The sequence below is a fragment of the Chryseobacterium balustinum genome, from assembly GCF_900168205.1.
Lineage (GTDB): Bacteria > Bacteroidota > Bacteroidia > Flavobacteriales > Weeksellaceae > Chryseobacterium > Chryseobacterium balustinum.
Genome location: NZ_FUZE01000007.1, coordinates 1 through 24,283 on the forward strand (window position 1 = coordinate 1; position 24,283 = coordinate 24,283).

Below are 24,283 nucleotides of genomic sequence, written 5' to 3' on the forward strand. Positions count from 1 at the left end.
TGCTTATGAGTTCCAGATTTTAGTTCTTTTTTTTTGCAACTCTAAATTGCTAATTTTCTGGAAACTCTTTTTCTAAATAAGTTTAAACAAGTTCAATATGAAATTCAATTTTAATAGTTTTTTCAAGTCAAAACAGGATAAAGAAATTCATCCTATTACTGAGGATTATGACAATTTAGGATTTACTAAAATTGAATTGGAAGAATATGATAAAAATGTGAAATTTTATCACATTAATATTCTGAATTCTTTAATTCTATATACTTATAACGTAGAGAAATTAGATAAAATGACTCCTATTCTAATAGATCCACTGACAGAGTTATATGAAGAACTTGATTATGCTTTTCTACCCGTTCTTTTTGAAACAGTTTTTAGAAATAAATTGCTTGACGAAAGTTTTAAGGAAGAACTTTTACTATTTAAAAAGAAAGTTGATGATATTCCTGTTGAACTCTGGGATTGGGAATTGCTAGATACAAATGAGATATGGATTAAAATAAGAATTGATGCTGAAAATATTTTAAATAAGCTCAATATAAAAACCAGAATTTATAATGCAGATTATACAACTATAATTTCTAATACAGGGAAAAAAATAAATTTTAAATAGAGGTTTTTTACTTTGATATAAGTAAATATCTTTGTTTTGCTCTTTCTTACCTTACATCAATATTCTCAACATCTGCAAGCTGTACATTTGTGTCATAATTAAAAGCAATTATAATAATTAGATAACAAATAAATAATAAAAATATGAAAACAGTTTATCACAAAGCAGATTCAAGAGGTCACGCCAATTATGGTTGGTTAAATTCTTATCACACATTCAGCTTTGCAGGTTACCAAAATCCTGAAAGAACCCATTTCGGAGTTTTAAGAGTGTTGAATGATGATACCGTTTCTCAGGGAATGGGTTTCGGAACACATCCACACAAAGACATGGAAATTATTTCAATTCCGTTGGAAGGCGATTTAGAGCATAAAGATTCTATGGGGACAACTGCTGTAATCAAAAAAGGTGAAATTCAGGTAATGAGCGCTGGAACAGGTGTGATGCACAGCGAATACAATAAAAATAAAGATGAAGCCGTAAAATTCTTGCAGATTTGGGTTTTTCCAAGAGAAACAGGTGTTGAGCCAAGATATGATCAGAAAAGTATTGCAGATGGTGAAAAAAATAACGGATTTCAACAGATTTTATCACCGAATAAAAACGATGCCGGAGTTTGGATTCACCAGGATGCATGGTTCAATTTGGCTAAATTTTCCAAAGGAAACGGTAAAAACTACATGATTAATAAAAAAGGAAATGGTGTTTACGCTTTTGTTTTAAAAGGAAGTGCAAAAATAGGCGACAGAGTTTTAGGTGAAAGAGACGGCTTAGGAATTTGGGATACCCAAAGTTTCAACATTGAAGCAACAGAAGATACCGAAATCCTTTTAATGGAAGTTCCTATGGAATTACCCTCTTATTTAAAATAAAAAAAATAACGGCAAAAGTCACAAAAGATTTTACCAAGAGTTTTAAAAACTTTTTAAAGTTCTCAAAAGAAAAAAATCAAAGATTTTTAAAACTTACGTGCTCTTTTTAAGATAATATATTAAACTTAAATAACATAAGTGTTAAAATCTTTTGCGACTTTTGTGGTTGAAAAAAACAAAGTAAAATAATATATTTTAAATTATACAATGAAAATTTTAGCAGTAGCAGGAAGCAATTCCGAAACATCAATCAATAAATTATTAGTTTCTTACGCAGCTTCATTAATTGAAAATGCAGAAGTAGAGATCGTTGACATGAACGACTTCGAAATGCCAATCTACAAACATCAGCGTGAAGTAGAAAGCGGAGTTCCTCAGGAAGCAAAAAACTTGGCAGAAAAAATAGATGCTGCAGACATTCTTTTAGTTTCTTTGTCAGAGCACAATGGAACGTATTCTACAGCATTTAAAAATGTTTTCGACTGGACTTCAAGAATTAAAGACAGAGCAGTTTGGAACAAAAAACCAATGTTGTTAATGGCTACAGCTCCTGGTGGAAGGGGTGGTTTGGGAGTTTTGGAAGCTGCCGAAAAACGTTTTCCGTTACACGGCGGGAATATTATCGATACTTTTACGCTTCCATTCTTTAATGATAACTTCGATAGAGAAAATAATAAGATCTCTAACATCGAAAAAAGCAGTGAGTTACAAGAAAAATTAAATAAGATTTCTGCTGTTGAAATAATCTTAGAAAATAGCATTTGAAAATTAATATAAAATTAATATCTTTGCAAAAAGAAAAAGTAATGAAAATTCAGACCACTTTTAAAGAATGTTTCTCCGAAAAAGGGAAAATTGTGGACTCTGAAATTCTGAGATAAAATAACGGCCGATAATCTACCAAGATTGTCGGCTTTTTTGTTTTCTAAATTTGAATAAAAAGTAAAAATAAAATGTACCAATTTATCAATGTAACAGTTTATCAATTTTAAACCATTGTTACATTATTACATTGATACATTGCTAAATTATTAAGCATGAGCAACACGTACAAATCTGCAGGAGTAGACAAAGAAGAAGGTTACAAAACCGTTGACAAGATCAAAAAAGCGGTGGGCGAAACTCACAATTCCAATGTTTTGAATCATTTGGGAAGCTTTGGAGCTTTCTATGAGATCGGAGGATACAAAAATCCAGTGTTGGTTTCAGGAACAGATGGAGTAGGAACGAAGCTGAAAGTAGCTTTAGATTCAAAAAAATACGATTCTATTGGGGTTGACTGTTTCGCAATGTGTGCAAATGATATTCTTTGTCATGGTGCAAAGCCATTATTTTTCTTGGATTATTTGGCTTGTGGAAAATTAGATTCCGAAATCGCTGCAGAGATCGTTTTAGGAATGGTAGAAGCTTGTAAAGACAACAACTGTGCGCTTATCGGTGGAGAAACTGCTGAAATGCCGGGAATGTACAAACCGGGAGATTATGATGTTGCTGGATTCTGCGTTGGAATTGTTGAAAAAGATCAGATTATTGACGGTTCAAAAATCAAACCTGGAGATAAGATTATTGCTTTACCAAGTTCAGGTTTCCACTCAAACGGATTCTCTTTGGTAAGAAAAGTGTTCCCTGATTTTAACGAAGAATTTGAAGGAAAACCTTTGTACGAAACACTTTTAGTTCCTACAAGATTATATTATAAAGATATTCACAAGGTAATTGAAGAAGTAAAAGTTGCAGGTATCGCTCACATTACTGGCGGTGGTTTGTACGAAAACATTCCAAGAATTATTGGTGATGGTTTGTGTGCTTCAATCGATGCTTCAAAAATTCAGATTCCTAGTATCATGGTAGAACTAGAAAAAAGAGGAGGCGTAGCTCACGAAGAAATGTTCGGAACCTTCAATATGGGGGTTGGAATGATCGTCGTAGTTGATGCAGAACATGCAGAAAAAGTATTACACCTTTTGGATGATGCGTACGAAATCGGAGAGATCACAGAAGGAGCTGAAAAAATAGATTTAAAATTTTAGGAGCTTAATCCCGCTTTCCGCTGTATCTTTTTCGCCAATGCTTTTTTTAAGCCATTTCAGAAAAAGGATGCCGCTGCAATCGGGGCTAGTTAATAATATAGAAAGCCTTGTCAAGGTTTCAAACCTTGACAAGGCTCACAAAATAAAAATGAAAAATATAGTCATTTTAGTTTCAGGTTCAGGAACCAATCTACAGAGAATTATTGATACCATTGATAATGGAGAGATCCAAAATGCAAAAGTATCTTTAGTGGTTGCGGATAGAGAATGTTTCGGGTTGGAAAGAGCAAAAAATCATAACATAGAAAACGTTCTGATTCCGAGAGGGAAAAACTTCAGTAGCGAGTTAAGTAAGATCATTCCTGAAAATACTGATCTTATCGTTTTAGCTGGTTTTTTATCAATTCTAAAACCTGAATTTTGTGAAAACTGGGGCAGGAAAATAATCAATATTCATCCTGCTTTACTTCCAAAATTTGGAGGAAAAGGAATGTGGGGACATCATGTACATCATGCAGTGATTGAAGCTAAAGAAAAAGAAAGCGGAGCGACGGTACATTTTGTAACTCCAGGAATTGACGAAGGAGAAGCAATTCTTCAAAAATCATTCGAAGTTACAGAAAACGATACCCCAGAAACCGTTGCTGAGAAAGTCCATATTATTGAATATGAAATTTTCCCAATAGCAATAAATAAAGTACTAAATAATGTACCAATGTAACAATGTATCAGTTTACCAATTAATCAAATTGGTAAACTGATACATTAATGAAATAAAGACACCCTTAGATTGATTAAAAAATATTTCGAAAAGTAAAAAATCTAAGTAAAAGTAAGATCGGAGGTGAAAGAACCGGTCTACAGTTTGAAATAACTGTAAAAAGTAAAAAGTGAAAAGTCCCGAAAGGGCAAGTAAAAATGAGTGAAAATCGCAGCAATTGCGATTTTTACTTACAAAAAATTAAAAATCTATGAGCAAGAGAGTTTTGATCAGTGTTTCTGACAAAAGCGGATTAACAGAATTCGCACAGTTTTTGGAATCCCAAAATTATGAATTGATTTCTACAGGAGGGACGTTCAAACATTTGAAAGAGGCTGGTTTAAATCCCATTCAGATTGATGAAGTAACCGATTTTCCTGAAATGTTGGATGGAAGAGTGAAAACTTTACACCCGAAAGTTCACGGTGGTTTATTGGCGGTTCGTTCAAACGAAGAACACATGAAAACTGTTCAGGAGCACAATATCGGTTTAATCGATATGGTCATCGTAAATCTTTATCCTTTCTTTGAAAATGTAAACAAAGAGATTCCTCTTCACGAAAAGGTAGAATTTATTGATATTGGAGGTCCTTCAATGCTTCGTTCTGCTGCTAAAAATTTCGATTCTGTAACAGTACTTACTGACGTAGAAGATTATGCGAAAGTAAAAATCGAAATGGAGGAGAATGGTGATACGCTTATCGAAACTCGTAAAAGATTAGCAGGAAAGGTATTCAATTTGACTTCAGCTTATGATGCAGCAATTTCAAGAATGCTTTTAGATGAAGAATATCCAACTTATTTAAGCGCTTCTTACAAAAAAGTAGCTGACCTTAGATATGGTGAAAATCCTCATCAAACTGCCGCTTATTACGCTTCTACTTTCGAAAATGGAGCAATGAAAGATTTCGAACAATTGGGAGGTAAAGAATTGTCTTTCAATAATCTTCGTGATATGGATCTTTGCTGGAAAGTAGTTACAGAATTTAAAGAAGAAATGGCTTGTTGTGCGGTAAAGCATTCTACACCTTGTGGAGTTGCCATCGGAACTTCGGCTTTAGAAACTTATGCAAAAACTTTCGAATGTGATCCTGTTTCTATCTTTGGCGGAATTGTTGCAATGAACTACAAAATCGACGCAGCAACAGCTGAAGAACTTAACAAAACATTCCTTGAGATCGTAATGGCTCCTGATTTTGATGACGAAGCTTTGGAAGTTTTAAGAAAAAAGAAAAATTTAAGAATTATAAAAATCGTAAACCCTGTTTCTGACAAACAAACTTGGGTGAAGGTTGATGGAGGAATTTTGGTTCAGGATAACGACAGTATTTTCTCTGATGATATTAAAGTGGTAACAGAAACTCAACCAACAGACGAGCAGAAAAAAGCATTATTGTTTTCTCAGAGAGTGGTAAAATACGTGAAATCTAACGCAATCGTTGTATCAAACGGAATCCAGGCTTTCGGAATCGGAGGCGGACAGGTAAACAGAATCTGGGCAACTCAACAAGCAATTGAAAGAGCTAAAGAAAAATTCACAGGAGACTTAGTTTTAGCTTCTGATGCATTTTTCCCTTTCCGTGATGTAGTAGATTTCTGCGCTCAGGAAGGTATTACGGCAATTATTCAGCCGGGTGGAAGTGTAAAAGACCAAGACAGCATCGAAGCGGCAAACGAGCACAAAATCCCGATGATGTTTACTGGAATTAGACATTTTTTCCATTAATTAAAATAGAATTAAAAAATAATTTGAGATTGTATTTATAGCATTCAAAATTATATATTTGTACAATAGACTAGATAATAAATAAAGTATGAGAATATTAATCATAGGTGAAGGTGGAAGAGAATCTGCTTTGGCAGCAAAACTTCAGAAAGATTCTAGAGTGAGTCATATGTTTTTCGCCAACGGAAATGCAACTACTGGTGCGATAGGAAAAAATGTTCATTTATCAGAGATTAAAGAACTTAGAGATTTTGCAATTAAGGAGAAAGTAGACCTTACAATTGTAGGTCCAGAAGCTCCTCTTGTAGCTGGTTTGAAGGATGAGTTTAAGAAACATAATCTTAAAGTTTTTGGTCCTAATCAAAAAGTGGCAAGCTTAGAAGGTAGTAAAGCTTTTTCTAAGAAATTTATGCAGACCTATGATATCAAAACAGCAAAAGCTGTAGTATTTGATTCTTATCCTGAGGCTAAAGAATATGTTCAAAAGCAGGAATATCCTTTGGTAATTAAGGCAAGTGGTCTGGCAGGGGGAAAAGGAGTTGTAATCTGCGAAACTTTAGAAGAAGCAGAAGCTACGATTCACGATTTCATGATTAGAAGAATTTATGGTGATGCAGGAATTCGTTTGGTTATCGAAGAACATTTAGTAGGTTTTGAAGCGTCTATTATTGCATTCTCAAATGGTGAAAAAATATACCCATGTATTGCAGCTAAAGATTACAAAAAAGTAGGAAACGGCGATACAGGTCCAAATACAGGAGGAATGGGTTCAGTAGCTCCAAGCCCTGAATTCACGGAAGTGCATTATGTTGATTTTGAAAATAATATTTTGAATCCAACTGTAAAAGGTCTTAAGGCTGAAGGTTTCACTTTCAAAGGAATGATTTTCTTTGGATTGATGATTACTAAAAACGGGACTTACTTATTAGAATATAACATGAGATTTGGTGACCCTGAAACTCAGGTTTTGATGGCGTTAATGGAGAATAATCTTCTTGATGTAATCAACGACTGTATGGACGGTAAAGAGATCAAACTTAAATTTAAAGACGAAAAAGCAGTTTGTTTGGTAATGTGTTCTGGTGGTTATCCTAGAAATATGGAAATAGGTTTTGAAATCACTGGTGAAGAAAAAGTGAGACACAGTCAGCTTTTATATGCAGGTGCCATCAAAAAAGGAGATAAAGTAATTTCAAACGGCGGTAGAGTTTTAAATATCGTTGCAACTGGAGCAACTTACGAAGATGCTCGTAAAAAAGTGTACGAAGATGCAAGTCACGTACATTTCGATTACGGCTTCTATAGAGAAGACATCGGAAAGTTTTAATATAAAGCCCTGATTTGTCGGGGCTTTTTTTATTAGAAGCTATTTCCCGCTTTCCGCTATATCTTTTTTATCATTGCGAACAAAGTACAGCAATCTGTTGAACTGATGTACAATCGCAATAACAAAAAAGGATGTCGCTGCAATCGGGGCTATGGTTTTCGGTATTTCAACAAAAATTAGTTATCAATCATCATTTATCAATTATAAAAATGAACAACGGTATTATCATATTAGATTTCGGATCTCAGTACAACCAGCTTATCGGAAGAAGAATCCGTGAGATGGGGGTTTATTCTGAAATTTTACCTTTCAATACACCATTAGAAACAATTTTAGAAAAGCAACCGAGAGGAATCATCCTTTCTGGTGGACCCAGTTCTGTGAATGCAGAAAATGCGCATTTGGTTGAAAAAGAATTGTATGAACAAGGAATTCCAGTTTTGGGAATTTGCTACGGAATGCAACTTACAGCACATCTTTTAGGTGGAAAAGTACATAAAGGAGTAAAAGGTGAATACGGTAAAGCACACTTAGAAATCGTAAAAGAATCTTCATTATTAAAGGGTGTTACCAACGATTCTATTGTTTGGATGAGCCACTTTGACGAAGTTGGAGAATTACCTGCAGGTTTTGAATTAAATGCAAAATCTGGTGTAATTGCTTCGATTTCTAACGAAGACAAAAAAATATATTGCGTACAGTTTCACCCGGAAGTTTCTCACACAGAAGAAGGTGGAAAAATGTTAGAAAATTTTGTTTTCTCTATCTGTAATGCAGAGAAAAACTGGAAACTAACCAATTATATTGAAAAAACAGTTGAAGAAATCCGTGAAAAAGTAGGAGATCAAAAAGTGATTCTTGGGCTTTCAGGAGGGGTAGATTCTTCTGTTGCAGCAGTTTTAATTCATAAAGCGATTGGTGATCAATTGCAATGTATCTTCGTAGACACAGGATTGTTAAGAAAAGACGAAGACGTAAAAGTAATGGAAAACTATGGAGAACATTTCCATATGAACATTAAATTGGTGGATGCTAAAGAAAGATTTCTTTCAAAATTAGCTGGAGTTGATGATCCTGAAGCTAAAAGAAAAATCATCGGAAATGAATTTATTCACGTTTTCGACGAAGAATCTCATAAAATTGAAGGCGCTAAATTCTTAGCTCAGGGAACAATTTACCCTGACGTTATCGAAAGCCAATCGGTAAATGGCCCTTCTGCAGTGATCAAATCGCATCATAACGTTGGCGGACTTCCTGAAGAAATGGAGTTTGAATTATTGGAGCCTTTAAGAGAATTGTTTAAAGACGAAGTAAGAAAAGTAGGTGAAGAATTGGGTATTCCTCATCATTTGGTACACAGACATCCTTTCCCTGGTCCTGGTTTAGGAATCAGAATTTTGGGTGCTGTAGATGCTGAAAAAGTGAAAATCCTTCAGGAAGCTGATGATATTTTTATCGAAGAATTGTACAAAAATGACTTGTACGATAAAGTTTCTCAGGCATTTGTAGTCTTACTTCCTGTGAAATCTGTAGGAGTAATGGGGGACGAAAGAACGTATGAATATACTGCGGTTGTTCGTTCAGCCAATACCATTGACTTTATGACGGCAACATGGAGCAGACTTCCTTACGAGTTTTTAGATACTGTTTCAAGCAGAATCATCAACGAAGTAAGAGGGATCAACAGAGTAGCTTACGATATTTCAAGTAAACCACCTGCAACAATCGAGTGGGAATAATCTTGACTTGAATTTTTAAATATAAATCCTGCCTTATTTTAGGCAGGATTTTTTGTTTCATTTTAAATTATTTTGAATTATTTCTTTTTCTTCCTTGAAATAATAGATTGTAATATCACAGATATGATGACAAAAGCTAATCCGAAATAAAATGAAGTATTTACTTCTCGTCCTTCATCAAAAAATAGAAAAGCGATAATAATTGCATAAATAGGTTCTAAATTAAAACTTAAATTCACAGTAAAAGCTGAAAGCTTTTTAAGCGATTCAGCAAAAAGTACATACAAACCTACCGTGCAAATTAATGCCAATAATATCAGATAAAATGTGTCTTTTAAATTAGGAATAAATTGCTCATTTGGAAAGAAGTAATAGTAAAAAGGCAATAAAACGGTCAATCCTAAAGTTCCAGCCAACATTTGATAATAATTGATGACTTGACTGTCATATTTCTGAACCAATCTTTCATTGTAAATCGTGTACAATGCTGCAAAAGCTGAAGAAATGACACCCAGAATAATTCCGATTTGATACGACGCATCAAAATGAAAAATCAGACTGATTCCCAATAAAGTAAGCGCACTAAGAAAAAGCTGAACAAATTTATACTTTGTTTTGTTGAGTAATGGTTCAAATATCGCAGTGAAAAAACTGGTCAGGCAATAGCATACAACGCCGATTGAAATATTAGAATATTTTATACTCGCATAAAAAAATATCCAGTGAATGGTAATGAGAAGTCCTATTTTTCCAACATCGAAAGCTTCTTTCGAAGACTTGAGTTTTTCAACTTTAAAAATTTTTAAACTCAGAAATAAAAATATACTTGAAAATAAAACTCTGTACCAAACCAATGGAATTTCGCTAAGAGATATAAGTTTGCCGAATACGCCGGTGAATCCAGCTAAAAGAACTGCAATGTGCAGCATTAGATATTATTTTTTCATGAAAAAGGTCTTTGCCTGTTAATAGATAAATTGAATGTGATGAAGACACAAAGAGATAGTACCAAAGAAATTTGGTAATGAATGTGCTTCAAAATAAGTATTTATTAAGGCGTAGGAGGAGGAAGACAGCTTTTTCTGTTCATGAATTTCGAATAATGAGCAAATATAATAATAAAATTTGTGAGAGTTAAAATGACTTGCTCAATATTTTTTACATTTGTCTTATGAAAATAGCATACCTCGGTCCACAAGCCAGTTTCACACAGTTAGCAGCATCTCAGATTTTCCCGAGTGAAGAATTAGTTCCTCAGTCGAGTATTTTAGATTGCTTTAATGCGGTGAAAAATAATGAAGTAGATAAAGCCGTAGTTCCTCTAGAGAATTCTATTGAAGGAACAGTTTCTATGACCCTCGATTATCTCTACGATTTTGAAGTTTTTATCGAAACCGAATTGGTGATGCCAATTGCGCATCATTTGATGATTCATCCAGATAACGAAACTTTTGAGAAGGTCATTTCACATCCGCAAGCCTTGGCGCAGACTTTTCATTTCAGATATGAAAATTTTAAAGATATTCCGTCGCAGGATTTCAGTTCTACCGCGGCTTCAGCAAAGCTGGTTTCTGAAAATCCTCAGGAAAAATGGGCAGCAATCGCCAACCGATATTCTGCAAAATTGTATGGTTTAAAGATTGTTCATGAAAATATTCAGGATTTTGAACAGAATCATACCAAGTTTATTGTAATTTCAAAAACAAAATCTGCTTTAGATATTCCTTTACCCAGAATTTCAGAAAAAACTTCTTTAATCATTACGCTTCCCGAAGATCATGCAGGAGGTCTCCATCAGGTACTTTCAGTTTTTGCATGGCGAAAAATGAATCTCTCTAAAATCGAAAGTAGAACACTAAAAACAGGTTTGGGAAATTATTTTTTCTTCATCAATGTAGCAAGCGAATGGCATAATGTTCTGTCTCAAAATGCAATCGATGAGATTATCTCATTAGGTTCTAATGTGAAATTTTTAGGACATTATAACGAATATGTTGTAGAAGAATAATTTTTTAAAATCCTTAATTTGGCTTATTTAAGCTTAAAATTTAATGTTTAAATGAAATAAATTTCTCTGTCAAATTGAAATGATTAAGTGTAATTTGAAACTAGTTTGTTTAAATTAAGATATTTTGAAATCTGAATAAATGAAAATAATGAATTACAGAAATTTAGGTAAACGATAATTGCTAAAATTTCTGTAATTTACATTTCCAAAATTTTCACAGATGATAGATAAATTAAGATCTAAAAACAGTATTAATGATGAATTTAAATATGTTGCCAAACTTATAAGCCGTGCGACATTTAGCTTCCTTAAGATCAATCTTATCGGGCAAATTTCTATTGCTGTTTTATGCGTCATTACGATCATTTTAATTATTGCTCAAACTTTTAATAATGGAGGCGGTCCGGTTCATACCAATGGACAAGCTGCTGTTTTGGTTCTGTTTTTAGCAAGACCAATTTCGTTTGGTTTAACTATTCTGACTGCTTTTGGAGCTCCATTTTTGCTTTTTACATTAGGAAATAAATATGTGATGGCTCGTACTATCAACAGATTGATTGCTGATAAAGGCGAACAAATACTTTTCCCGATGATTGACAGGATTTTAAATAAAGTAAAAGCCAATCAGCCTCAATTATTTCAAAAGGGAACAGATAAAGCCAAGCTTCAGTTAAAAATTTTACAGGAAATAAGAGATTCTAAAGAAAATAAATGGTTCAAAAAAATAATCATTTATGGTTTCAAAAAAGTTGAACTTGACGAAATAGATTTTAAAGATGAAAATGTAAGCTTTACCGAGATCTTAAAAACTAAAATTATAAATAAGCTTAAAGATATTTCAGAACCAAGCCGACTGTTTTTCTATCTTATTTTGGGATGGCAGACTTTGATCTTGTTGTTGACAGTTTTTAGGGTTATTTAATATTTGATCTGAAATTTCAAGTTTTAATATTGAAAGTAGTTTTTAAAAGGAATAATTTTTGAACGTAACTTGCAATTCAATTTACTCTAACAATATGTTTGATAAACAGCAACGAAAACTCAAAAGATCGGCAAAAATGATTTCCGTTTTAAGTAAATACGGTTTTAAAGACATGATTGCCAGAATGGGCAAAAAACCGGAAGATACCGTTGATCAGTCTGATGAAATTATCTCAAAAGGAACTGTTTACGAACGCATTCGTCTTGCTTTGGAAGAGTTGGGACCCACTTTTGTAAAACTTGGGCAGACTTTTAGTAATCGTGAAGATTTACTTCCACCGGAACTTATTCAGGAGCTTCAAAAACTTCAGGATAGAGTAGAAGTGGTGGAAATGAATGTGGAGGAAATTCTTGAGAATGAATTTAATATTATTCCCAAAGAACATTTTTTAGAAATTATTACAAAACCTTTGGCAACAGCGTCTATTGCACAAGTTTACAAAGCAACTTTAATTTCTGGAGAACAAGTAATTTTAAAAATCAAAAAACCGGATGTTTTATCGGTTATTGAAGACGATTTACTGTTGATAAAAGATTTGGTAAAACTCATTTCCACCTATTCTGAAATTGGTGCTAAACTCAATCTGAAGCAGGCAATTTTAACTTTTGAAAAATCATTACTGGAAGAAGTTTCTTTGGTGAATGAAAGAAATAATATCCAACAGTTTGCTTTAAATTTTAAAAATAATAAAGAAACCTACGTTCCGAAAGTCTATGGTGAATTTTCCAACAACAATGTTTTGTGTATGGAATTCATCGACGGAATTAAAGTAACCGATAGAGAAGAGCTGCTAAAGCGTAATATTGATCCAGTTGTGGTTTCAGAAGTAGGTTTAAGACTTTTTGTTTCACAGATTTTAGATTATGGATTTTTCCATGCCGATCCTCATGCCGGCAATATTTTGGTGAAAAAAGATGGAAAAGTTGTTTTCATCGATTTTGGTGCAGTCGGGAAAATTCAACCAAATGATAAGGATATTTTGGAAAGTCTGATTGTTGCTTTTGTGGCTAAAAATTCTCATAAAATCGTACGTCATCTGAAAAAAATGGCAGTGAGCTATGAAATTCCTGATGAAAGAAGATTTGAAAATGATGTTGATGAAGTTTTAAATTTCGTTCACAGCACTTCTCTGAAAGACATTGATCCGCATATTATTATCAATAAAATGAAAGATGTTCTGAAAGATAACAGATTGTACATGCCTGATTATTTTTATCTTTTATTTAAAGGAATCGGTTTGATAGAAGGTGTCGGAAGAACGATCAATCCTGATTTGGATATTGTCAAAAGTCTTCATCCGTACACAAAAAAAATACTGAGCAACAAAATAAGTCCGAAGAAACTCCTGAAAACAGGAATTGAAAAGATAATGACTTTCACCGATAATATAGATGAAATTCCTAAAGAACTGAGATCTGTATTACAAAAGCTAGATGATAACAGTTTTACCATTTCAAGTGAAATAAAAAATATTGAAAAAACGAATCAGTTAATAAAATCGAGTATAGTTAATCTGATGCTAACGATGATTTTAGGAGCTAATATTATTGCTACAGCTATCGTTTTTGTTTCAGAATCAGGACCGCGCATCGGTGAAATGTCTTTGGTTGCTGTTTTGGGATTTTGTTTTTCAGTTTTGCTTGCCATTATTCTTTTATTGAGAATTTCAAGGAAGTGATTTTCCCACAGATTTTTATTCTGAATTATCAGCGAAAATCTGTTAAACGCGTGGGAGTTAAATTCGCTTTATTAAACCTCAAAAACACAAAAATTAATTACCTATCTTTGCAAAATGGAAAAACTCACTTTTGCAGACTTTGAACTTCCGGTTAAAGTTCTTGATGTTTTAGCAGATTTAAATTTATTTGAGCCCACTCCAATTCAGGAAAAAAGTATCGGTCCGATTCTTTCGGGAAGAGATGTGATGGGAATTGCACAAACGGGAACAGGAAAAACGTTAGCTTATTTATTACCGGTTTTAAAAACTTGGAAATATAATAAAAACGGAAATCCTACCGTGGTTGTTTTGGTTCCTACAAGAGAATTGGTTGTTCAGGTAACAGAAATCATAGAAAAACTGACAGAAAATCTTACTGCAAGAGTAATAGGAATTTATGGTGGGAAAAATATCAATACGCAGAAACTATTATTCAACGATGGTTGCGATATTTTGGTAGGAACTCCGGGTAGAATCATGGATTTGTCGATTGATAATGCAATTTCATTAAAAGAAGTTCAGAAATTGATTATTGATGAATTTGATGAAATGCTGAATTTAGGTTTCAGACCACAATTAACGCATATCTTCGAAATGATGCGTGAGAAAAGACAGAATATTCTTTTTTCAGCAACGATGACTGAAGCTGTTGATGATATGTTGGATGAATATTTTGCAGGACCTATCGAAATTTCATTGGCAAAATCTGGAACTCCGCTTGAAAAAATCGAACAAACTGCTTATAAAGTTGAAAACTTCAATACGAAGATCAATTTACTTGAGCATTTGCTGAAAAGCAATGAAGAGATGTCTAAAGTATTGATTTTTGCGAACAATAAAAAGCATGCAGATTTACTTTTTACCCAAATTAATGAGCTTTTTCCAGAGCAGTTTGATGTAATTCACTCTAACAAATCTCAGAACTACAGACTGAAGGCAATGAAACGCTTTGAAAATGAAGAAATCAGAGGATTGATTACGACTGACGTTATGGCGAGAGGTCTTGACATTTCAGATATTACCCATGTTGTGAATTTTGAAACTCCTGAAGTTCCTGAACAGTATATTCATAGAATAGGTAGAACAGGTAGAGCAGATAAAGATGGTAAAGCGGTTACTTTTGTCACCAAAAAAGAGGATGATTGGGCTTTAGATATCGAGTTGCTGATGGACAAAGAATTGGCATACATCGACTTCCCTGAAGAGGTGAAAATCAATCCTAAGAAAATTGTATCTGAAGAAGATCAGATTATCATGAAAAATCCGGCGCATGCAAAACTTTTTGACGGTGGAGGAGCTTTCCATGAGAAAAAAGATAAGAATAAAAAAGAAAACTGGGGTGGACCTTCCAAAAGAAAAACGCCCAAGAAATTCGGAGCGAATAGGTCACAACAGAAAGCAATTTCTAAGTCTAAAAGAAAGAAATAAAATAATGCGTCTCAAGCGAGGCGCATTATTTTTTTATTCAAAGTGGATGTCGTTTTTCTGTAGAATTTCATTTTTAAACCCAATAAATTTTATTGTTGCTTTTTAAATAAAATCACTGAGGTATCATTTACACCATCATCATTGTAATCTTCAATGTGATCAACAGTCATCATTTCAATACTGTTGAGCGAATGAACTACAGAAGATTCTACCATAGAATCTGAGTAGGTAAAAGTCAACATTTTTGAATTTTCACTATATTGATACGTACCGGTATCGAATCCGTCAGCAATACATTCCATATTATTTTTAGTATAATATTTTATACTAAAACTTTGATTTTGCCCGAACTCAAAAGTGTTTAGAGCTTCGCAACCTGAAACAGGACTTGATCGTAGAATGGCATTGTTAGAACCTGAAATCATCATTATTTTACTCATTTTCCAAGTTCCTACGATAGGTTTTATAGCGTTTTGATTATTTTCGTTGTCATCATTACCACAGGAAGTAAGTAGAAATATGGTGGCAAATGCCAGTAAGAAGTTTTTTTTCATCGGTGTTTTGTTTGTGTTGTATTTTTACAAATCTATGCTTTTTTAAAACACTGACAATGAAATAATTAAAAAAAAGCGATCTCAACTGAAACCGCTCTTATTGTTCGAATAATCGAATGTATTTAATGTTTAATTTTATTTCATATAAGGATTCATCACCTTTGTCCAAAGACTGTAACCTTCAGGTGTGATATGAAGCATATCTTCTATAAAAAGATCTTTTCTGACATTTCCGTTAGCATCATTCATAACCTTCGTAATATCTATGAAATCAGCATTTTTTTCCTTTTTCATAAACTTTTCGATTTTTTTGTTGGCTTCTTTCATTTGAGGCCATAGGTTTTCGCGGCTCGGAGAATATTTTGTTGAAATATAATCAACCTGAATATTCGGGAATTTCTCACGTATTTTCTTGTAGAACGTTTTGTATCGGTCAACTACAACATCAGCTTTTAAGGTGGCATCATCAGCAAAGTCATTTTCTCCACAATAAATAATGATTTGCTTAGGTTGATAAGGCGACAATAAATCTTCAGAAAAATAGTTTAAATCTGTTAATCTTGATCCTCCGAAGCCTCTATTGATAATTGTTTTACCAGGAAAATAGTCTGCAACATCCTGCCATTTTGTGAATGATGAGCTGCCTACTAAAAGAATAGAATTTTTTGGCGGGGCATTTTCTTGATCTAGCTTTTTGAAATACTGAATGTCTTGCCAAAACATCGGTTGTTTTTCCTGAGCGAAAATCAGGGTGAAAGTGAGTAGCAATACTACTGAGAAAATCTTCTTCATTGTTTCTAAATTTTTTACAAAAGTAAATATAAAAAAAACTCCCGTAAAAACGGGAGCCAGTATTATAGTTTTATCTTTTATAAGTAATGTATGTGACATCTATTACCATATCACCATTGATATCAACATTACCAAACATCTGCATTAACCTAAGCTCGGTATTGCTTAGAATAACAACCTTGTATGGGTTTTCGCTGTCATTATTATATTTAGTAACCAATAATTTATCTTCATTGGAGTAGGTATAGGTTCCTTCTGTTTTTTGACTGGTACAGTCTGCACCAACTCCTGAAAAACTAGTATAAGAAGTGTAATAATCGGTTCTGAATTCTGTAGTACTTTTGATATCACAACCTGTAGGAGTGAATGCTTTCAATACAGTGGTGTTATCTTTTCCTGATATTACTTCAGTTTTTACCGTTTTCCATTCGCCTTTCAGCATGTCCATTTCATAACCTTGAACGTCATCATCTTCACATGATGTCAATGCTAATGCAGAAAAGGCAAATAAGAGTAAGTGTTTTTTCATTTTCACAAATTTAAGAATATGCTAAAATATAAATAAATTTGTAATATCTATAATGAAATTAAGGTTTTTTAAACAAATGTTTGTAGAAAATATAATCTAGGTAGCAGGTTTTAGGATTTAGGTTTTAGAAAGTCTCTGAAGTATCATAATTTCTCATTTTCTGAAAAATATATCATGCTATTTCCTTAACTAAATCCTAAGTCCTAATAACTATTTTCTAATTTTAATAACTCATCTCAACGATTTTGAAAGCATCCTGAGGAGTAAGATTTTTACTTTCACCCAGACCCAGCCAATTTCTTTCAGTAAAAGCTTTTTCTACTCTTTCTGCGGTTCCGGCAAAATCTTGGGTGTAATCTGATAGTTTAGTCTGAATTTGAAGACTGTGGAAAAATTCTTCCAGTTTTACAATCGCTTGTTCAGCTTTTTCTTCGGTGCTTCCTTCTGTAATTCCCCAAACTCGTTCTGCATATTGTGCCAGTTTTCCTTTTTTAGTATCAAAATTATAGCGATAATGCGAAGGGGCGACTACAGCTAAAGTTCTTGCATGGTCGATTCCATAATAAGCGGTTAATTCGTGCCCCATTGCATGAACAGCCCAATCGGTAATTACTCCTTTTTGGATTAATCCATTTAAAGCCATCGTGCAACACCACATGAAATTTCCAGCTGCGTCATAATCAAAGTCATTCGACATTACTTTTGGAGCCGCATTTTGGAGACTTACCAAAATACTTTCTGCTATTCTTTCCTGAAGATCTGCGGATGACGGTGCCGTCATGTATTGTTCTAAAACGTGTGTATAAGCATCTGCAATTCCGTTTGCAATTTGATTTTTAGGAATTGATCTGATTACTTCGGGATCTAAAACTGAAAATTGAGGAAATAATCCTGGTCCGCCTGAAGATAATTTTTCGTTGGTTTCTCTTCTTGAAATGACATACCCTGAATTCATTTCAGATCCGGTTGCCGGTAAAGTTAAAACCGTTCCGAAAGGCATTCCTTCTCCTTCAAAAGTACGGACTGGTTTTTTAAGAATTTCCCAAGGTTCACCTTCATAATTGGTAGCTGCAGAAAGAAATTTCACACCGTCAATCACAGATCCGCCACCTACAGCAAGAAGATAATTGATTTTGTTTTCTTTAATGAAGCTTAAAGCATTGACTAAAACTTCATACTCAGGATTGGCAGGAACTCCACCAAATTCATGCAAGTCATGATCTTTTAAAGCCTCTTTTACTTGGTCGTAAACGCCGTTACTTTTGATACTTCCACCACCATAAATCATTAAGATTTTGGCATCTTTAGGGATTTCATTTGAAATTTTTGCAATTTCACCTTTTCCGAAAAGTATTTTTGTGGGGTTTTTAAACTCGAAATTAAGCATTATTCTAATTATTTACATCAAATGTAAGCATAGAAATACAAAATATGAGTTAAGAAAGTTTTAAAATTTATATGATTGTATTTTACTAAAACTATTGCAATTTTGCTTTTATTTCATCTAAACTGTAAATCGTTGAAATTTCTTCTTTTCCTTTTGATTCAATGGTTTCAAATAATTCTAGACAAAGCTAAGTTTTTTTGATAATCAAGATAAGAATGCACGTTTTTGTACCGAGAAAAAAATAAAAGTGAGAATAAATAAAGTCTTTTTCTTCGGCTGTTAGAATTAAATTCAAAAATTATAAATACTTAGATTTTCTTGATTTAATCTCAGAATTGATCTGGCCAATGCTGATAAAACTTGGCATTAATGTCATTGAGCAACCAAACGCGACAGCAATTAAAGCAAAATTTTTAGATTTTATGGCAAAATAGAAAAGAATACAGCACGCAATAATCATTACGCTTCCAATGCCTATCGTAAAACTTAAAATTGTTTTCTTTTTTGATTCTAGTTCTTCTATGCTCAGTTCAGATAATTTATTTGCTTTCATAATTTTAATCCAATACAATTCTGTAATATCCGTTTTCTTTTGTCGCTATAACGTCTTCAAAATCAATTTTATCAATTTGAAAGCCATCACAATCTGTTGTAACATCAGATGATTTAATAGAAAAAAAGAAAATATTTGGCGCTGCAGTAAATCTGTATTCTTGAGTTCCGTTAAACGATCCTACATTTTTTAAGATAACTTTATGATCATCAGTTTGTGTGAGCTCTACGCTTGTATAACTGTCTTGCCCGGTTTTTCTCATAATGCTGTATGTTGTAAGACTTCCATTCTGAATTAAATTTTCTCCAGCAGAATTCACAAACTCAAAAACTACTTTTTCGGGAGCTGTATAACAATCTTTTTTACATGAAATTAGAATTAACGAAAAGCAAAGCACTAGCAGTAATTTTTTTAACACAATAAATATTTTAAGATTTGAATCTCACGAAATTACGAAAAAATAAGGGAATTATTAATTAAAATTCCCTTTAAGTTGAAAAAATAAATGCTTTAAAGTATTAGTTTTTAATTCATTTTGATCTTATTTTTTATTATCGGTGTATCACCTTTTGTGAAAGTTTTCACGAATGAGAAATCTGTAATGATAATTATTCTAATATAATTTTGTAGTACCCTTTCTCGTCGGTTACATCAATCGCAATCCCAGTAAATGTTAATTTATTGATTTGATAACCATCACAACCTCCTTTAAATTCTGAAGATTGTATCGAGAAATCAAAAACTTTAAGATTAGAAAAGAAAGTGTAGTTTTTTGTTCCATTATAAGCGCCAACATTTTCTAAAATAACTTTGTTATCATCGGTTTTAGTGAGTTGCAGACTAGCATTATTTTCATCTTGAATCGAATAATTACTTAGTGTTCCATTTGTAATCAGATTTTCATCATCTGAATTTACGAACTCAAAAACAATGGGTTGTGGAGCGTTATAGCATTCTTCGCCACAAGCTGTGAAAAGAAAAGTAATAACAAGGAACATAAATATTTTTTTCATTGGGTATAGATTAATTAGTATGAAAGTAAAATTAATCATTTGTATTTAAAATTCGTCAGGAAAGAATTTTGTACTGAGATAAGAAAAAAAGGATATGAGAAAAAAATCAAAAAAAAATTAATTCTTGATAAATTGAAATAAATGTAATAATTGTTGTAAAGTTTTATTTTTTTATATCCTTTGCTTTATCAATATCTGCACTAATCAGGTCTCGTGCATAAGAAGTAGCCTTTTGATATTTTGTGAAAAAAGCCTCTTTAAATGCATCATCAATTTTTTCAGTCTTCATGAATTCATAAACAATTTCGGCTCTAATAGCTCTAAGTTCAAAGAGAACAAGCTTATAAGTGTTTTTCTTATTGTCAACCTGAAATAAGGTGTCAAATGCTGTGACCGCAGTAGTTACAGCGCCTAAAATCAAAATGATTTGAGTTTTTCTAGAACCATCAATTTCAGATATTCCAGCTAAAACAGTAATTATTCCGGCAAAAACAATTTGAGTGATCCTGATAAAATAAAACAGCCGAATATAATTATCAGCTTTTCTTTCAATTCTGTTAACCTCTTTTTGAATTTGTAGATAAAAAGGGTCATTTATTGAGTCGTCTTTCATGATAAATAGTTTTAATTAAAATTATATAATTAATTCAAGTAAAGTATATTAAATATTTTAAATTTAAATTATTTTTAAACCAAACACCATTTGAATTCAAGTTTAAATCGATTACATTTGTTATATGATACACGACCAACGCGCAGAAAAATTCAGGCAGATCGTTGAAAATAAGTTTCAGATCTACAATTCATTATTTATGAGCCTGCCTTATGATAAAATGACGAATATTGGGATGTTGCTTCCGTTTCTTTGTGAAGAAAGCAAGATCGGTTACGAAGCAGGAAAAACACCTGAAGAAATCGTTGAAGAATTCTTTAAAAATCATACTGATTTACAGACTGAAGAGCAAAAGACCGAACTGCTTTTTAAAATCATACAATATATTGAAAGACAGGTTGTTTTGTTTGATAGTATTGAAGACGCTGCCTTTCCTAACATTCACTCCGAAAGTGATAATGGAACAGTAACTAATATGTACGAACGTTCACTGCAAGATCACAAACTCGAAAAAATTCGTGAAAAATTGAAGGACTTTGCCGTGAAAATTGTGTTTACGGCTCACCCTACGCAGTTTTATCCGAATTCTGTGCAGAGAATTCTTCATGATCTTCGAAATGCAATCACGACAGATTCAATCACAAACATTGATATGTTGCTGCAACAGTTGGGAAAAACCCCGTTTGTTAATAAAGAAAAACCGACTCCGATTGATGAAGCTTTGAGCATTATTTATTATCTGAGATATGTGTATTATGATACCATTGGCGAACTTTTCACAAAGATTAAATCAACATTCGGAAATGAACATTTTCATCTGCATGAAGACCTTATTCAATTAGGTTTTTGGCCAGGAGGTGACCGTGACGGAAATCCTTTTGTGACGGCAGATGTTACGAAAAGAGTAGCGGAAGAACTGCATTCAGCCATTTTAAAAGCTTACTATAATAATCTGAAGTCTGTAAGAAGAAGATTAAGTTTCCGAGGAGTTTCTGATGTGTTGACAAAGCTGAGCAATGAATTGTATTCTGCCATTTTTAGAAATGAGAAAATCACTGCGGAAGATATTATTAAAAGATTAGAAGAAGCTGAAAAGATCTTGGTTGAACAGCATAATTCGCTATTCCTTGATCTTTTAGTGAACTTCAAAGATCGTGTGAAGATTTTCGGAACTCATTTTGCAACGTTGGATGTTCGACAGGACAGCAGAATTCATCAACAGGTAATTGATACCGTTTTTGCCAAAGTTTTCGGAAATATTGAAGCGAGCAATGAAGATAAGTTTAATCAGTTAATTCAAATTTCAGATAAGGTTAATACTGATGATTTTGAAGATATTGTAAAAGATACATTATTGACCGTTTCTCAAGTCTCAGAAATTCAGGAATTGAACGGATTGAGAGGAATGAATCGATATATTATTTCGAATTCTGATGCCGTAAAAGATGTGATGAATGTATATGCATTTTTCAAAGTTTGCGGTTATAAAGATGAAGATATCAATATGGATATTGTTCCACTGTTTGAGACAATGGAAGGTCTTGCGAATGCCGAAAATGTAATGAATGAATTGTATCAAAATCCGGTTTACAAAAAGCATCTTTTAAAGAGAGGAAATCAACAAACCATTATGCTTGGTTTTTCAGACGGAACCAAAGACGGAGGTTATCTAAAGGCGAACTGGGAAATTTATAAAGCCAAAGAAGTTCTAACGAAACTTTCCGAAGAAAACGGAATTAAAGTAGTATTCTTCGACGGTAGAGGTGGCCCACCTGCAAGAGGAGGCGGAAAAACCCACGATTTCTACGCTTCACAAGGAAAAACAATTGCCAATAATAAAATTGAATTAACTATTCAAGGACAGACAATTACCAGTATTTTCGGGAATAAAGAACAGGCAAAATATAATTTTGAACAGCTTTTAACAGCCGGAGTTGAAAATGATGTTTTCAAAAACTCTAAAAAAGATTTAACTGAAAAAGAAAGAGCTTTAATTATTGAATTGGCAGATATCAGTTATCAAAAATATTCAGATTTGAAGGCGCATCCAATGTTCGTTCCTTATTTGCAGGAAATGAGTACGCTTGAATATTACGGAAAAACCAATATCGGAAGCCGTCCATCAAAACGTGGTGGAGATAGCGAACTTAAATTTGAAGATTTGAGAGCGATTCCTTTTGTAGGATCTTGGTCGCAATTGAAACAAAATGTTCCTGGATTTTTCGGATTTGGTTTTGCCATGCAGCAGATGAAAGAGCAGGGTAGGTTTGAAGAAGTAATCGAATTGTACAGAGGTTCAGATTTCTTTAAAACTTTAGTTTTAAACTCGATGATGAGCATGAACAAGTCTTACTTCCCATTGACTTATTATATTAAAAAGAATCCGAAATTTGGAGAATTCTGGAATGTTTTATTTGATGAATTTAATCTTTCTAAAAACATTATGCTTGAATTGACAGGATTTAAACAACTTCAGGAAGAAGATCCATTATCAAGAAAATCTGTGAAAATCAGAGAGAGAATTGTACTTCCGTTGTTGAGTATCCAGCAATATGCTTTAATGAAAATTCAGAAAGGGGAAGGTAATAAAGAAGCTTACGAAAAATTGGTAACGCGTTCTCTATTTGGAAATATTAATGCTAGTAGAAATTCGGCGTAAAGAATTTTTTAAATAAATTGAAAGAGACTGCCATAAAGACAGTCTCTTTTTTTTATAAACCTAATTTGTCATTAGGATTTGTCTGTTCACTTACCTGATTGACCAAATTGATACTTGTCGGCGTAACCAAAGGAATGTTGTCTGCATCAAGACGTTTTTTTATTTTTTCTAAAGCCTCACTTTTGATATGAACCATATTGGATCCTGCTACGATCCAGAATTTAGCCTGAAGATTAAAAATTCCTTGTTTTAGACTGGTAAAATTTACCTCGGCAGTTTCAAGCTTATCGATATTTTGTAAATTTTTGATAACATCCAAAATACCTTGCTGTGCTTTGCTTATATCTTCATCGGCAGGAATTTCAAAATCTAAAATAATTCTCCTTTGCGGAGATGCCGTAATATTATAAAACGGAGCATTAAAAATTACCTGATTCGGAATGTATGCTTTTTTTCCGTCATCTGTAATCATTTTTGTGGTTAGAAAACCAATGTCCTGCACGGTTCCAGAGTGATTTCCGATCGTAATATAATCTCCCACTTTGAAAGCTTTATCAATTCCAATCAGCATTCCTGAGAATATACTTGAAACCAGATCTTTTAATGCAACCCCGGCAATTACCCCGGCAACTCCTAAACTACCAATAAATTTCCATAAAAACCCACTGAATCCCATGATTTCAAGAGCAATAAATGACCCCATCATCATGATGATAAATCTAAAAATTCCGATGATGGTAATTACCGAACCTTCGTTCTTACTTTGTGGAAAAACCTTGTGCATGATTTTTACGGCAAGCTTACTTAGATATTTACTGGTAAAAAGGAAGAATAAAAAAACTAAAATACCCACAACGAGCTTCGGAGTGAGTTTTGCAAATGCGATATACCAGTTCTCTAGAACTTTGTAGACTGTATCTACGTAGCTTAAGCCATATTCCATAATAATCTTTTAAATTTTAAAATATTTTTTAAGCAAAA

At 33.1% G+C, this 24,283-nt stretch carries 23 protein-coding genes; 13 read left to right on the forward strand and 10 right to left on the reverse strand.

Going from position 1 to position 24,283, the window contains the following annotated elements:
* The first annotated feature begins 97 nt into the window (after window positions 1–97).
* From B5X64_RS10220 to guaA, 8 genes are all read left to right on the forward strand, one after another.
* The gene (locus B5X64_RS10220) at window positions 98–613 is read left to right on the forward strand and encodes a hypothetical protein (RefSeq protein WP_079465121.1); all 516 of its coding nucleotides are present in this window, start codon (window positions 98–100) and stop codon (window positions 611–613) included.
* A gap of 143 nt (window positions 614–756) precedes the next feature.
* The gene (locus tag B5X64_RS10225) at window positions 757–1,485 is read left to right on the forward strand and encodes a pirin family protein (protein WP_079465122.1); all 729 of its coding nucleotides are present in this window, start codon (window positions 757–759) and stop codon (window positions 1,483–1,485) included.
* Between the two features lie 207 nt (window positions 1,486–1,692).
* Window positions 1,693–2,250: an NADPH-dependent FMN reductase gene (locus tag B5X64_RS10230; RefSeq protein WP_079465123.1), complete on the forward strand. Its 558-nt coding sequence runs from the start codon at window positions 1,693–1,695 to the stop codon at window positions 2,248–2,250.
* 272 nt (window positions 2,251–2,522) lie between these two features.
* Window positions 2,523–3,515, forward strand: coding sequence for a phosphoribosylformylglycinamidine cyclo-ligase (gene purM / locus B5X64_RS10235; RefSeq protein ID WP_076559025.1), 993 nt, complete (start codon window positions 2,523–2,525; stop codon window positions 3,513–3,515).
* Between the two features lie 148 nt (window positions 3,516–3,663).
* A complete protein-coding gene (gene purN, locus B5X64_RS10240) occupies window positions 3,664–4,236 on the forward strand; it encodes a phosphoribosylglycinamide formyltransferase (RefSeq protein ID WP_079465302.1) in 573 nt (190 codons plus the stop codon).
* A gap of 250 nt (window positions 4,237–4,486) precedes the next feature.
* Entirely contained in the window at window positions 4,487–6,001 is a 1,515-nt protein-coding gene (gene purH / locus B5X64_RS10245) for a bifunctional phosphoribosylaminoimidazolecarboxamide formyltransferase/IMP cyclohydrolase (protein WP_079465124.1), read from the forward strand.
* A gap of 88 nt (window positions 6,002–6,089) precedes the next feature.
* Window positions 6,090–7,328 carry a phosphoribosylamine--glycine ligase gene (gene purD, locus B5X64_RS10250; protein ID WP_079465125.1) on the forward strand — a complete coding sequence of 413 codons (1,239 nt, stop codon included), beginning with the start codon at window positions 6,090–6,092 and terminating at the stop codon, window positions 7,326–7,328.
* Window positions 7,329–7,537: 209 nt separating this feature from the next.
* Window positions 7,538–9,067, forward strand: coding sequence for a glutamine-hydrolyzing GMP synthase (gene guaA / locus B5X64_RS10255; RefSeq protein WP_079465126.1), 1,530 nt, complete (start codon window positions 7,538–7,540; stop codon window positions 9,065–9,067).
* Between the two features lie 77 nt (window positions 9,068–9,144).
* Here guaA and B5X64_RS10260 read toward each other — a convergent pair whose 3' ends face one another.
* Window positions 9,145–9,996: a DMT family transporter gene (locus B5X64_RS10260; protein WP_228418851.1), complete on the reverse strand. Its 852-nt coding sequence runs from the start codon at window positions 9,994–9,996 to the stop codon at window positions 9,145–9,147.
* 242 nt (window positions 9,997–10,238) lie between these two features.
* Here B5X64_RS10260 and pheA point away from each other — a divergent pair, with 242 nt between their 5' ends.
* The 4 genes from pheA (at window position 10,239) to B5X64_RS10280 (ending at window position 15,202) form a co-directional block, all read left to right on the forward strand.
* Window positions 10,239–11,075, forward strand: a complete 837-nt coding sequence (gene pheA, locus B5X64_RS10265; RefSeq protein WP_079465127.1) for a prephenate dehydratase — start codon at window positions 10,239–10,241, stop codon at window positions 11,073–11,075.
* Between the two features lie 220 nt (window positions 11,076–11,295).
* Window positions 11,296–11,997, forward strand: coding sequence for a hypothetical protein (locus B5X64_RS10270; RefSeq protein WP_079465128.1), 702 nt, complete (start codon window positions 11,296–11,298; stop codon window positions 11,995–11,997).
* A gap of 94 nt (window positions 11,998–12,091) precedes the next feature.
* Window positions 12,092–13,735 (forward strand): ABC1 kinase family protein, encoded by a 1,644-nt coding sequence (locus tag B5X64_RS10275; RefSeq protein ID WP_079465129.1) that lies wholly within the window; start codon window positions 12,092–12,094, stop codon window positions 13,733–13,735.
* 114 nt (window positions 13,736–13,849) lie between these two features.
* Window positions 13,850–15,202: a DEAD/DEAH box helicase gene (locus tag B5X64_RS10280; RefSeq protein WP_079465130.1), complete on the forward strand. Its 1,353-nt coding sequence runs from the start codon at window positions 13,850–13,852 to the stop codon at window positions 15,200–15,202.
* 89 nt (window positions 15,203–15,291) lie between these two features.
* Here B5X64_RS10280 and B5X64_RS10285 read toward each other — a convergent pair whose 3' ends face one another.
* The 8 genes from B5X64_RS10285 to B5X64_RS10320 all read right to left on the reverse strand — a co-directional run bounded on the left by B5X64_RS10285 (window position 15,292) and on the right by B5X64_RS10320 (window position 20,643).
* On the reverse strand, window positions 15,292–15,756 hold the full coding sequence (locus B5X64_RS10285; protein WP_079465131.1) for a lipocalin-like domain-containing protein: 465 nt from the start codon (window positions 15,754–15,756) through the stop codon (window positions 15,292–15,294).
* A gap of 135 nt (window positions 15,757–15,891) precedes the next feature.
* On the reverse strand, window positions 15,892–16,548 hold the full coding sequence (locus B5X64_RS10290) for a GDSL-type esterase/lipase family protein (RefSeq protein WP_079465303.1): 657 nt from the start codon (window positions 16,546–16,548) through the stop codon (window positions 15,892–15,894).
* A 70-nt stretch (window positions 16,549–16,618) separates the two neighbouring features.
* On the reverse strand, window positions 16,619–17,077 hold the full coding sequence (locus tag B5X64_RS10295; protein WP_079465132.1) for a lipocalin-like domain-containing protein: 459 nt from the start codon (window positions 17,075–17,077) through the stop codon (window positions 16,619–16,621).
* Window positions 17,078–17,300: 223 nt separating this feature from the next.
* Window positions 17,301–18,464 carry an iron-containing alcohol dehydrogenase gene (locus tag B5X64_RS10300; protein ID WP_079465133.1) on the reverse strand — a complete coding sequence of 388 codons (1,164 nt, stop codon included), beginning with the start codon at window positions 18,462–18,464 and terminating at the stop codon, window positions 17,301–17,303.
* Window positions 18,465–18,762: 298 nt separating this feature from the next.
* Complete coding sequence (locus tag B5X64_RS10305; protein WP_079465134.1) at window positions 18,763–19,017, reverse strand: hypothetical protein; 255 nt, start codon at window positions 19,015–19,017, stop codon at window positions 18,763–18,765.
* 4 nt (window positions 19,018–19,021) lie between these two features.
* Window positions 19,022–19,435: a hypothetical protein gene (locus tag B5X64_RS10310; protein ID WP_123920856.1), complete on the reverse strand. Its 414-nt coding sequence runs from the start codon at window positions 19,433–19,435 to the stop codon at window positions 19,022–19,024.
* Between the two features lie 190 nt (window positions 19,436–19,625).
* Window positions 19,626–20,030 carry a membrane lipoprotein lipid attachment site-containing protein gene (locus B5X64_RS10315; RefSeq protein ID WP_079465136.1) on the reverse strand — a complete coding sequence of 135 codons (405 nt, stop codon included), beginning with the start codon at window positions 20,028–20,030 and terminating at the stop codon, window positions 19,626–19,628.
* 163 nt (window positions 20,031–20,193) lie between these two features.
* Complete coding sequence (locus B5X64_RS10320) at window positions 20,194–20,643, reverse strand: DUF4231 domain-containing protein (RefSeq protein ID WP_079465137.1); 450 nt, start codon at window positions 20,641–20,643, stop codon at window positions 20,194–20,196.
* A 124-nt stretch (window positions 20,644–20,767) separates the two neighbouring features.
* Between B5X64_RS10320 and B5X64_RS10325 the strand changes: the two genes are divergently transcribed.
* Complete coding sequence (locus tag B5X64_RS10325; RefSeq protein ID WP_079465138.1) at window positions 20,768–23,302, forward strand: phosphoenolpyruvate carboxylase; 2,535 nt, start codon at window positions 20,768–20,770, stop codon at window positions 23,300–23,302.
* 52 nt (window positions 23,303–23,354) lie between these two features.
* Here the strand turns inward: B5X64_RS10325 and B5X64_RS10330 are convergent, their stop codons facing one another.
* Window positions 23,355–24,245 carry a mechanosensitive ion channel family protein gene (locus tag B5X64_RS10330; RefSeq protein WP_079465139.1) on the reverse strand — a complete coding sequence of 297 codons (891 nt, stop codon included), beginning with the start codon at window positions 24,243–24,245 and terminating at the stop codon, window positions 23,355–23,357.
* Window positions 24,246–24,283 lie beyond the last annotated feature (38 nt).